At 44.3% G+C, this 12,187-nt stretch carries 8 protein-coding genes and 1 pseudogene; all 9 read left to right on the plus strand.

Features of this window, described 5'->3' with window-relative positions:
• Positions 1-260: pseudogene (locus tag RYL88_RS08010) on the plus strand (50S ribosomal protein L11); the annotation flags it as partial.
• 123 nt (positions 261-383) lie between these two features.
• Complete coding sequence (gene rplA / locus RYL88_RS08015; RefSeq protein ID WP_314990416.1) at positions 384-1,088, plus strand: 50S ribosomal protein L1; 705 nt, start codon at positions 384-386, stop codon at positions 1,086-1,088.
• A 110-nt stretch (positions 1,089-1,198) separates the two neighbouring features.
• Entirely contained in the window at positions 1,199-1,681 is a 483-nt protein-coding gene (gene rplJ, locus RYL88_RS08020) for a 50S ribosomal protein L10 (protein ID WP_314990418.1), read from the plus strand.
• An 11-nt stretch (positions 1,682-1,692) separates the two neighbouring features.
• Entirely contained in the window at positions 1,693-2,070 is a 378-nt protein-coding gene (gene rplL, locus RYL88_RS08025; RefSeq protein ID WP_295142746.1) for a 50S ribosomal protein L7/L12, read from the plus strand.
• A 109-nt stretch (positions 2,071-2,179) separates the two neighbouring features.
• Positions 2,180-6,316: a DNA-directed RNA polymerase subunit beta gene (gene rpoB / locus RYL88_RS08030; RefSeq protein WP_314990420.1), complete on the plus strand. Its 4,137-nt coding sequence runs from the start codon at positions 2,180-2,182 to the stop codon at positions 6,314-6,316.
• Positions 6,309-10,817, plus strand: a complete 4,509-nt coding sequence (gene rpoC / locus RYL88_RS08035; protein ID WP_314990422.1) for a DNA-directed RNA polymerase subunit beta' — start codon at positions 6,309-6,311, stop codon at positions 10,815-10,817. The genes rpoB and rpoC overlap by 8 nt, the downstream gene beginning before the upstream one ends.
• A 122-nt stretch (positions 10,818-10,939) precedes the next feature.
• On the plus strand, positions 10,940-11,113 hold the full coding sequence (locus RYL88_RS08040) for a hypothetical protein (protein WP_314990424.1): 174 nt from the start codon (positions 10,940-10,942) through the stop codon (positions 11,111-11,113).
• Between the two features lie 99 nt (positions 11,114-11,212).
• Positions 11,213-11,620 (plus strand): 30S ribosomal protein S12, encoded by a 408-nt coding sequence (rpsL, locus tag RYL88_RS08045; protein ID WP_004322129.1) that lies wholly within the window; start codon positions 11,213-11,215, stop codon positions 11,618-11,620.
• Positions 11,621-11,695: 75 nt separating this feature from the next.
• Positions 11,696-12,166, plus strand: a complete 471-nt coding sequence (gene rpsG / locus RYL88_RS08050) for a 30S ribosomal protein S7 (protein WP_295142735.1) — start codon at positions 11,696-11,698, stop codon at positions 12,164-12,166.
• Positions 12,167-12,187 lie beyond the last annotated feature (21 nt).

Below are 12,187 nucleotides of genomic sequence, written 5' to 3' on the forward strand. Positions count from 1 at the left end.
TCGTTATTACAGTATATGCAGATAAAAGTTTTACTTTTATCACAAAACAGCCACCTGCAACGGATCTAATCAAAAAAGCTGCAGGTATAGAAAAAGGTTCGGATAATCCGTTAAAAAATAAAGTAGCTAAGCTTACAAAAGCCCAGGTGCTTGAAATAGTTGAGAAAAAAATTGCCGATTTAAATACTAAAGATAGAGAGCAAGCGGCTAAAATTATTGCTGGTTCAGCTCGTTCAATAGGTATTACGGTAGTAGATTAATCCTTTTACCACATAAGGGTTTTATTAAAGTTAAATTTATGCACGCGTTATTATCTTAAAATAGCGTGTGTATTTTAAATTTAGCAATGTGGAAGCATAAAAATTATAAATGCGGAGAAATAAATGTCAAAAAAAACTACAAAAAGATTTAGTAAGCTGCTTGAAAAAGTTGATTCTACTAAAAATTATTCTTTAGCTGGGGCTATTGATACTATAAAACAACTAAAAAGCGCGAAATTTGACGAAACCGTTGAAATTGCTTTGAAACTTAATGTTGACCCAAGACACGCAGATCAAATGGTTAGAGGCTCGGTTGTACTTCCTGCAGGAACCGGCAAAACTGTTCGCGTAGCTGTTATAGCAAAAGATGCAAAAGCTGACGAAGCAAAAGCTGCCGGCGCCGATATAGTCGGTAGCGATGAACTTGTTGAAGATATCCAAAAGGGAATTATGAATTTTGATGTTCTTATTGCTACTCCAAATTTAATGGGACTAGTCGGTAAAGTAGGGCGAATTTTGGGACCAAAAGGTCTTATGCCAAATCCAAAAACAGGCACTGTTACTATGGATATAGCTCAAGCGGTTAATAACGCAAAAAGCGGTCAAGTTAATTTCCGTGTAGATAAGCAAGGAAACATACATGCCGGTCTCGGTAAAGTTAGCTTTTCAAAAGAGCAACTAAACGATAACATTTCAACCCTTATTAAAGCGGTAAATAGACAAAAACCTGCAGCAGCAAAAGGTAGATACATTAAGAGTGCTGCTTTATCGTTAACTATGAGCCCTTCTGTTCTACTCGAGACTCAAGAGCTTATGGATCTACGCTAATTTTTAGCTAATAAATTTTTATCTTAGATTGGAGATAGCAGAGGCTTTTGCTTAATCGCGCTTTTATGCCGCTCTGCTTGAAATCACTAGTCGGAAAGGAGAAAAACTAGATGACGAGAAATGAAAAATCTGAAATAATCAGTAAACTTGAAGCTGAATTTAAAGAAAATGAAGCGATTATAGTTTGCGATTATCGCGGTCTTAGCACTAAAAAGCTAGAGGCCTTGAGAGATGCGGCTAGGGTTTTAAACGTAAAAGTTCAAATCGTAAAAAATACTCTTGCAAATATTGCTCTTAATAATATCGGAAAATCCGGTATGACTTTGAAAGATACGAATATCTTTATCTGGGGCGATCAGCTTTCAGCTACTAAAGTTGCGGCTAAATTTGAAGAAACAAATAGCGAACTATTCAAAATTAAGACTGCTCATATTGATGGCGAAGTTGCAAGCGTCGAGAAAGTCAAGGCTCTATCTAAGATGCCTAGCCGTGATGAGTTGCTTGCGATGCTTTTGCAAGTTTGGAATGCGCCTATCCAAAATTTCACTATTGGACTAAATGCGCTTAAAGAGAAAAAAGAAAAATCAGCATAAAAGGATAAGAAATGGCAATTACTAAAGAGGACGTATTAGAATTTATCTCTAATCTTTCAGTATTAGAGCTAAGCGAATTAGTAAAAGAATTTGAAGAGAAATTTGGCGTAAGCGCTGCTCCGGTAATGGTAGCAGGTGGCGCAGCAGCAGGTGGCGCAGCAGATGCAGCTGAAGAGAAAACAGAATTTAACGTTGTTCTAGTTGACGGCGGCGACAAGAAAATCAACGTTATTAAAGTCGTTCGCGCTCTTACCGGCCTTGGTCTTAAAGAGGCTAAAGACGCAGTCGAGCAAACTCCTTCCGTTATTAAAGAAGGCATTAGCAAGGATGAGGCTGAAGCAGCTAAAAAAGAGCTTGAGGAAGCCGGCGCTAAAGTCGAACTTAAATAATTTTACTTATTTTTACAGAGGAGGCATTGCCTCCTTATTTAATTTTTATAAAGATGCCGCAGACGTGCGGTTATTTACTTTCTTTCAACTTATACCAATGAGGTAGAATATGCTAAATAGTTTATACTCAGGAAATCGTCTTAGGGTTGATTTTTCAAATGTCGCCAAAGAGATCGATGTTCCTAACCTACTACAATTACAAAAAAAGAGTTTTGACCAGTTTTTAAACGTAGATAAAAATCAAGGCGAAAGCGGTATAGAAAAAGTTTTCAAATCGATATTTCCTATACATGATCCTCAAAACCGCTTAAGCCTGGAATACGTAAGCTCTGAAATCGGAAAACCAAAATATACGATCAGAGAGTGCATGGAGCGAGGGCTTACTTATTCTGTAAATTTAAAGATGAAAGTAAGGCTGATCGTTCACGAGAGAGATGAAAAAACAGGCGAGAAGATCGGCATAAAAGATATAAAAGAGCAAGAAATTTTCGTTCGCGAAATCCCTTTAATGACGGATAGAATTTCATTCATTATTAACGGCGTTGAGCGCGTCGTGGTTAATCAGCTTCACAGAAGTCCCGGCGTTATCTTTAAAGAAGAAGAAAGCCCGACGGTCGTAAATAAGCTTATTTACACGGCTCAAATTATCCCCGACCGCGGCAGTTGGCTATATTTCGAGTATGATACTAAAGACGTACTATATGTTCGCATAAACAAGCGTAGAAAAGTACCGGTAACCATATTATTTAGAGCGCTTGGATATAAAAAGCAAGATATTATTAAACTATTTTATCCGATTCAAACTTTAACGATAAAAAATAATAAATTTTTGACCCCGTTTAATCCTGACGACTATCAAGGCAGGGTCGAATACGATATCAAAGATGAAGAGGGCAACGTTTTACACGAGGCCGGCAAAAGACTAACTAAGAAAAAGGCTGATAAGATTATCGCCGACGGCGTCAAATTCGTCGAATATCCGACTGAAATATTGGTAAATAGATTTTTAGCTCACCCGGTTATCGACAAAAATAGCGGCGAGGTGCTTTACGATACTCTTGCGCAGCTTGATGAAAATAAATTGGTTAAAATTTTAGCCGATCAAGAAAGTATCGAGATAGCAAACGACCTGGCTGCAGGTGTGGACGATGCGATTATAAATTCGTTTATCGCCGATAACGAGACGCTAAAACTGCTACGCCAAACCGAAAACGTCGATGACGAAAACGATCTTGCGGCGATTAGAATTTATAAAGTCATGCGTCCTGGCGAGCCGGTAGTTAAAGATGCCGCTCGCGCTTTCGTAAACGATCTGTTCTTTAATCCTGAAAGATACGATTTGACAGGAGTCGGTCGTATGAAAATGAACCACAAGCTAGCGCTTGAAGTCCCTGAGTACGTAACGGTTTTGACCAATGAAGACATTATAAAAACGGCAAAATATTTGATAAAGGTCAAAAACGGACAAGGACATATCGACGACCGCGACCACTTAGGTAACCGTCGTATCCGCTCTATCGGCGAGCTTTTGGCAAACGAGCTTCATCTAGGCTTTGTAAAAATGCAAAAGGCTATCAGGGATAAATTTACGACGTTAAGCAACATCGAAGAGATTATGCCTTACGATCTGGTTAATCCAAAAATGATAACCACGACGATAATGGAATTTTTCACTGGCGGTCAGTTGAGCCAGTTTATGGATCAAACCAACCCGCTTAGCGAAGTTACGCACAAACGCAGACTTTCGGCGCTGGGCGAAGGCGGTCTTGTTAAAGATAGAGCCGGCTTTGAGGTGCGCGATGTTCATCCGACTCACTACGGTAGAATTTGCCCGGTAGAGACTCCGGAAGGTCAAAACATCGGCCTTATCAACACGCTTTCTACTTACGCGAAGGTAAATAATCTCGGCTTCGTCGAAGCTCCGTATAAAAAAGTCGTAGACGGCAAAGTAACTGACGAGATCGTTTATCTAACGGCAACTCAAGAGGAAAATTTAGTTATCGCTCCGGCATCTACTACGCTTGATGAAAGCGGCTATATAGTAGAGGATTTGATCGAGGCTAGACAAGATGGCGAGATGATACTAGCTAAACGCGAGGACGTTAAGCTTATCGACCTTTGCTCCGGTATGATAGCTGGCGTTGCGGCGTCGCTTATTCCGTTTTTGGAGCACGACGACGCTAACCGCGCCCTAATGGGATCAAACATGCAACGCCAAGCGGTACCTCTACTTCGCTCATCCGCTCCTATCGTAGGTACGGGTATGGAGAGCACCGTAGCTCGCGACGCATGGGAAGCTATCAAGGCTAGACGCGCGGGAGTGGTTGAAAAGGTGGACAATAAAAACATCTTTATCCTCGGCGAAGACGAGGCGGGTCCATATATCGATCACTACTCTATGGAGAAAAATTTAAGAACCAACCAAAATACGACATTCTCCCAACACCCTGTCGTTAAAAAAGGCGAAAGCGTAGCGGCTGGGCAGATCATCGCCGACGGTCCATCTATGGAGCGCGGCGAGCTGGCTATCGGTAAAAACGCCCTTATAGCTTTCATGCCGTGGAATGGTTACAACTACGAGGACGCGATCGTAATTAGCGAAAAAATGATCCGAGAGGATGCGTTTACGAGCGTGCATATTTATGAAAAAGAGATCGAGGCGCGTGAGTTAAAAGACGGCGTAGAAGAGATTACTAAAGACATCCCGAATATCAAAGAAGAAGATCTGCTTCACCTAGATGATAGCGGTATAATAAAAATCGGCACGCAGGTAAAACCAGGCATGATCCTGGTGGGTAAGGTTTCTCCAAAAGGCGAGGTTAAACCGACGCCTGAGGAGCGCTTGCTTCGCGCGATTTTTGGAGAAAAAGCCGGCCACGTGGTAAATAAATCTCTTTATGCGACGGCTTCTATGGAAGGCGTCGTCGTAGACGTTAAAATTTTTACTAAAAAAGGCCACGAAAAAGATAATCGCTCAAATAAAGTTTATGAAGAAGAAAAAGCGGCTTTTGAAAAAGAACACCACGATAGGCTGTTGATGCTAGACCGCGAAGAGATGCTAAAGGTAGGCGCTCTGCTTTGCAAAACGCCTTTGAGCTCGGCTCAAACTATCGGTAAAAAAACCTATAAAAAAGGCGAGAAGATCGATAAAGAGGAGTTTGAAAACATCAACCGCTTTACGCTAAGCGCGATCGTTAAAGGCTTTTCAAAAGACGTTCAAAAATCATACGACGACATAAAAAATCATTTCCAAAACGAGAAGAAAAAGCTCAAAGAAGAGCATGACGCGAAGATGGAAATTTTGGAAAAAGACGACATCTTGCCAAGCGGCGTAGTTAAGCTTGTCAAAGTCTACATTGCGACCAAGCGCAAGCTAAAAGTAGGCGATAAGATGGCGGGCCGCCACGGAAACAAAGGTATCGTTTCAAACATCGTCCCAGAGGTCGATATGCCGTATCTGCCGAGCGGTCAGCCGGTTGATATCGTGTTAAATCCGCTGGGCGTTCCTAGCCGTATGAATATCGGTCAAATTTTAGAAAGCCACTTAGGCCTTGTCGGCTACCGCTTGGGCGAGCAGATAAATCAAATTTTCCAAGAGAAAAAGGGCGAGTGGATAAAAGAGCTACGAGCCAAAATGATCGAGATAGCTTCGGCGTCTAAATTTATGGATGCTAAAAAGACTCTAGGCAAAATGAGCGACGAGCAGCTTTTAGACTACGCTAAAGATTGGGCTAACGGCGTCAAATTTGCCACCCCTATATTTGAGGGCGTTAGGGTCGATGAACTAATGAAACTATTTGAGCTAGCTAAGATAGATATGGACGGCAAGACCGAGCTTTACGACGGACGCACGGGTTCAAAGATTAAAGAACGCGTAAACGTCGGATGTATGTATATGCTAAAGCTTCACCACCTAGTCGACGAAAAAGTCCACGCTAGAAGTACGGGACCATATAGCCTTGTTACTCAGCAGCCTGTCGGCGGTAAGGCGCTATTTGGCGGACAAAGATTCGGAGAGATGGAGGTTTGGGCGCTTGAGGCATACGGCGCGGCTCATACGCTTCGCGAGATGCTAACGGTTAAATCAGACGACGTCGAGGGACGCTTGTCTGCGTATAAAGCCCTAACTAGAGGCGAGAATGTGCCTGAAACCGGCATTCCTGAGACATTTTTCGTTCTAACAAACGAGCTAAAATCATTGGCGCTTGATGTCGAGATATACGATGAGGATGAAAATAATGAGTGAGTTAAAACCTATTGATATAAAAGAAGAACGCAGACCGCGCGATTTTGAAGCATTTCAGCTTCGTTTGGCTAGCCCTGAGAGGATAAAGTCATGGAGCCACGGCGAGGTTAAAAAACCCGAAACCATAAACTACCGCACGCTAAAACCTGAGCGCGATGGTCTATTTTGCGCTAAAATTTTCGGTCCGATACGCGACTACGAGTGCCTTTGCGGTAAGTATAAAAAAATGCGCTACAAAGGCATCAAGTGCGAAAAATGCGGCGTCGAGGTAACTAGCTCAAAGGTACGCCGCTCTAGGATGGGACACATCGAGCTCGTGACTCCCGTAGCGCATATCTGGTACGTAAATTCGCTCCCAAGCCGCATAGGAACGCTGCTCGGCATAAAGATGAAAGACCTTGAGCGCGTGCTTTACTACGAGGCGTATATCGTCGAGAGCGTAGGCGACGCATTTTACGATACCGAAAACAGCAAAAAAGTAGAAATTTTCGACGTTTTAAACGAAGAGCAGTATGTTTCTTTGGCTTCTCGTTTTGAAGAGAGCGGATTTAGGGCTAGGATGGGCGGCGAAGTTATCCGCGATTTACTAGCAAATATCGATTTGGTCGAGCTTTTAAATACTCTAAAAGACGAGATCAGCGCGACAAATTCGGAAGCCAAGAAAAAAACCATAGTAAAAAGACTAAAAGTCGTCGAGAGCTTTTTAAATTCCGGTAACCGTCCCGAGTGGATGATGATTACGAATTTACCGGTCCTTCCGCCGGATCTTCGCCCGCTTGTCAGCCTTGACGGCGGTAAATTTGCGGTTTCCGACGTAAATGATTTGTATCGCCGCGTTATAAATAGAAACGCGCGTTTAAAACGCCTTATGGAGCTTGACGCGCCTGAGATTATCATCAGAAACGAAAAGCGTATGCTTCAGGAGTCCGTCGATGCGCTATTTGACAACGGGCGACGCGCAAATGCGGTAAAAGGCGCAAACAAACGCCCGCTTAAATCGCTTTCTGAAATCATTAAAGGCAAACAAGGTCGCTTCCGCCAAAATTTGCTCGGTAAGCGCGTGGATTTTTCCGGTCGTTCCGTTATCGTGGTCGGACCAAAACTACGCATGGATCAGTGCGGTTTGCCTAAACGTATGGCTCTTGAGCTATTTAAGCCGCATTTGTTAGCTCGCCTTGAGGAGAAGGGCTACGCTACGACCGTAAAACAAGCTAAAAAGATGATCGAGGATAAGACGAACGAGGTTTGGGAGTGTCTAGAGGAGGTCGTTAAAGATCACCCGGTCATGCTAAACCGCGCTCCGACGCTTCACAAATTATCTATCCAGGCGTTTCACCCGGTGCTCGTCGAGGGTAAGGCTATCCAGCTACATCCGTTAGTTTGCGCCGCATTTAACGCAGACTTCGACGGCGACCAGATGGCTGTTCACGTGCCGCTATCTCAAGAAGCTATCGCAGAGTGCAAAATTTTGATGCTTAGCTCGATGAATATCTTGCTTCCTGCAAGCGGCAAGGCTATCACGGTTCCTAGCCAGGACATGGTTTTGGGAATTTACTATCTAAGCCTAGAAAAGACCGACAGCAAGGGCGCTAACAAAATTTTCGCATCGGTAGACGAAGTAATGATCGCCGAGGAAGCGCACTGCCTAGAGGTACACTCTAAAATCAAAACGATGATTGGCGGCAAGACTCTATTTACGACTGCGGGTCGCCTTATCATCCGCTCGATTCTGCCTGATTTTGTTCCTGAAAATATGTGGAACAGGGTTATGAAGAAAAAAGATATCGCAAATTTGGTCGATTACGTTTACAAAAACGGCGGCCTTGAGGTGACGGCGGGATTTTTGGATAAGCTTAAAAATTTGGGCTTCCGCTATGCGACCAAGGCCGGTATCTCGATCTCTATCGCCGATATCATCGTGCCTGATAGCAAGCAAAAATATATTAACGAAGCCAAGAAAAAAGTTCGCGAGATACAAAACCAATACGGTGCGGGCTTGCTAACGGACTCCGAGAGATATAATAAAATCATCGACATTTGGACGGATACGAACAACGTCGTCGCTGGCGAGATGATGAAGCTTATCCAGGGAGATAAGGGTGGATTTAACTCTATTTATATGATGGCCGACAGCGGCGCGAGAGGCTCTGCGGCGCAAATTCGTCAGCTAGCCGGTATGCGCGGTCTTATGGCGAAGCCTGACGGCTCGATCATCGAGACCCCGATTATATCAAACTTCCGTGAAGGTCTAAACGTTCTTGAGTACTTTAACTCAACCCACGGCGCTAGAAAAGGTCTAGCTGATACCGCGCTAAAAACGGCGAATGCCGGATACCTAACCAGAAAGCTAATCGACGTCGCGCAAAACGTGAAAGTCACTATGCACGACTGCGGTACTCACGAGGGCGTCGAGATCACCGAGATCACCGACAACGGCGAGCTTATTGAGAGTTTGGAAGAGAGAATTTTAGGCCGCGTGCTAGCCGACGATGTGATCGATCCGATAGCAAACGAAGTGCTATTTAGCGAAGGCACACTAATAGACGAAGAAAAAGCTAAAGCGATAACCGAAGCAGGTATAAAATCGGTAAGCATCAGAACGCCGATAACTTGCAAAGCCGCAAAAGGCGTTTGCGCTAAATGCTACGGCGTGAATTTGGGCGAAGGAAAGTTGGTAAAACCTGGCGAAGCCGTCGGTATCATCTCGGCCCAGTCTATCGGCGAGCCGGGTACTCAGCTAACGCTAAGAACCTTCCACATCGGCGGTACGGCATCTACAGAGCAGCAAGACTACCAAGTCGTTGCGCAAAAAGAAGGCTTTATAAGATACTACAATCTAAACGTTTATGAAAACGGAGGCAAAAGAATCGTAGCAAATCGCAGAAACTCGGCTGTCTTGCTCGTCGAGCCTAAGATCAAAGCTCCTTTTGACGGAAAGATCGAGATCGAGATCGCTCACGAGGACGTAAATATCATCGTAAAAGGCAAAAAAGAAGAGGTTAAATATACTCTACGAAGAGGCGACCTAGCTAAACCTAACGAGCTAGCGGGCGTTAGCGGCAAGGTTGAGGGTAAAATTTACATCCCTTATGCTAACGGCGACGCGGTCAAAGAAAACGAAAGTATCGCCGAAGTCATAAAAGAGGGCTGGAACGTGCCTAACCGTATCCCGTTTGCCAGTGAGATAAAGGTCGAAGACGGCGAGCCGATCGCCAAGAAATTCGTTGCGGGCGCAAACGGCGTGCTTAAATTTTATATCCTAAAAGGCGATTATTTAGAGCGCTTAAGAAATATCAAAAAAGGTCACGTCGTAACCGAAAAAGGGCTATTCGTCGTGGTTGCCGACGAGGACGATAGAGAGGCGGTTCGCTACTATATCCCGCGAAACTCTATCATCAAAGCAAACGATAGCGACACCGTAGATAGCAAAGCGGTCATCTCTGAGCCTGAAAACCAAGAAAAAACCGTCATAGCCGAGTGGGATCCGTACTCTACGCCGATCATCGCCGAGGCCGCGGGCAGAGTATCGTACGAGGATATAGAGCCTGGATACAGCGCCGCCGAGCAGTATGACGAGGCGACTGGTCAGAGCCGTTTGGTTATAAACGAGTATCTACCTTCCGGTATCAAGCCTACGATCGTGATCAGCACGGACGAGGGTAAGATGATCCGCTATCAACTAGAGCCTAAAACGGCGATATTCGTAGCGGACGGCGCTACGGTAGCGCAGGCTGATATCCTAGCTAAGACGCCTAAGGCTGTAGCTAAATCAAAAGACATCACGGGCGGTCTGCCACGAGTCTCCGAGCTGTTTGAGGCAAGGCGCCCGAAAAATACGGCTATCATTGCCGAAATCGACGGTACCGTAAGATTCGAAAAGCCCCTTCGATCTAAAGAACGCATAGTTATCCACGCCGACGACGGCGCTACGTCGGAGTATCTGATAGATAAAACTCGTCAAATTCAGGTTCGCGACGGCGAATTTATCCACGCCGGCGAGAAGCTAACCGACGGGCTAATATCAAGCCACGACGTTTTGAGAATTTTGGGCGAAAAGGCGCTGCATTATTATTTGATCAGCGAAATTCAGCAAGTTTACCGCTCTCAAGGCGTCGCGATCGCCGATAAGCACATCGAGATCATCGTTTCTCAGATGCTTCGTCAGGTTAAGATAGTAGATAGCGGCGATACGAATTTCATCACCGGCGACATGATCTCTCGAACGAGATTTAAGGAAGAAAACGAGCGCATAATGCGAATGGGCGGCAATCCTGCGATCGCCGAGCCTATTTTGCTAGGCGTTACGCGCGCTGCTATCGGAAGTGATAGCGTGATTTCTGCGGCATCGTTCCAAGAGACGACTAAGGTTCTAACCGAGGCTTCTATCGCAGCTAAGATCGACCACCTCGAGGATCTAAAAGAAAACGTCATTCTAGGACGCATGATCCCTGTTGGAACCGGTCTTTATCAAGATCAAAAGATCAAGCTAAAACAAAACTAAAATTTAACCCCGCAAGCCTCGCCAAATTCGGCGGGGCTTAAATTTACCTCGTTTTAAAGCTAGCCGGATAAAATCAATCCTTTAAATTTGAAATTTCAAAAAATTCGACTAGGATCGCAGCATTGCTTACTATCGGCACGAGCCTAACGATAATTTACGCCTATCACGGACTTGGAAATTTACTGGAGCTTACAAACGTTGGCGGCTTTAAGGCCGAAATTTTATATCTTTACATCGCTTCATCGCTTTGCATTATCTTTAGCAGAAGCGGAAGGTACGAGATTAAAAAAGATTAGCACGATAAAATTTAGCGCTAAAGATAGAATTTACCTTATATTAAGGCAAATTTAAATAGAATCAAGTCTTTTTAATAAATTTAGTCGAAAGGAATTACTGTGCCAACCATTAATCAATTGGTCAGAAAAGAGCGCAAGAAAGTGACTTTTAAGTCAAAATCTCCGGCGCTAAAAGAGTGTCCTCAAAGAAGAGGAGTTTGCACTAGGGTCTATACTACGACTCCTAAAAAACCAAACTCGGCTTTGAGAAAAGTTGCCAAAGTTAGGCTTACAAGCGGATTCGAAGTGATCAGCTATATCGGCGGCGAAGGCCACAATCTACAAGAACACAGCATCGTACTAGTGCGCGGCGGCCGTGTTAAGGACTTACCGGGCGTTAAATACCACATCGTACGCGGTGCCCTTGATACAGCCGGCGTTGCGAAAAGAACAGTTTCTCGCTCAAAATACGGCGCTAAACGTCCAAAACCTGGTCAAGCAGCAGCCGCAGCGGGTAAAAAGAAATAAAAATTTAGGTTCGCAGACCATGCCATTAGCGGCATAGGTTTGAGTAAAATTTATAAAATTTGAAGGAATAATCAAATGAGAAGAAGAAAAGCTCCCGTCAGGGAAGTAATGCCGGATCCAATTTACGGCAATAAGGTAATCACTAAATTTATTAACTCTCTTATGTATGATGGCAAAAAAAGCGTCGCTACCGAGATCATGTACGGCGCTATCAAAGCTATCGAGAAAAAAAGCGGCGACGCAAAAGGTATAGACGTATTTAACGATGCTATAGAAAACATTAAGCCTCTTATGGAGGTTAAATCTCGTCGCGTCGGCGGCGCTACCTACCAAGTGCCGGTAGAGGTTCGCCCAGCTCGCCAACAAGCTCTTGCTATCCGCTGGATCATCGGTTTTGCTAGAAAAAGAAGCGAAAGAACTATGATCGATAAGCTAGCTAACGAGCTACTTGATGCGGCAAATTCAAAAGGCGCGTCTTTCAAGAAGAAGGAAGACACCTACAAAATGGCAGAAGCTAACAAAGCGTTTGCTCACTACCGCTGGTAAGAGGAGGCTGGTATGGCAGAT

It is taken from the genome of uncultured Campylobacter sp. (genome assembly GCF_963517995.1).
In the GTDB taxonomy this organism is placed as follows: Bacteria; Campylobacterota; Campylobacteria; order Campylobacterales; family Campylobacteraceae; genus Campylobacter_A.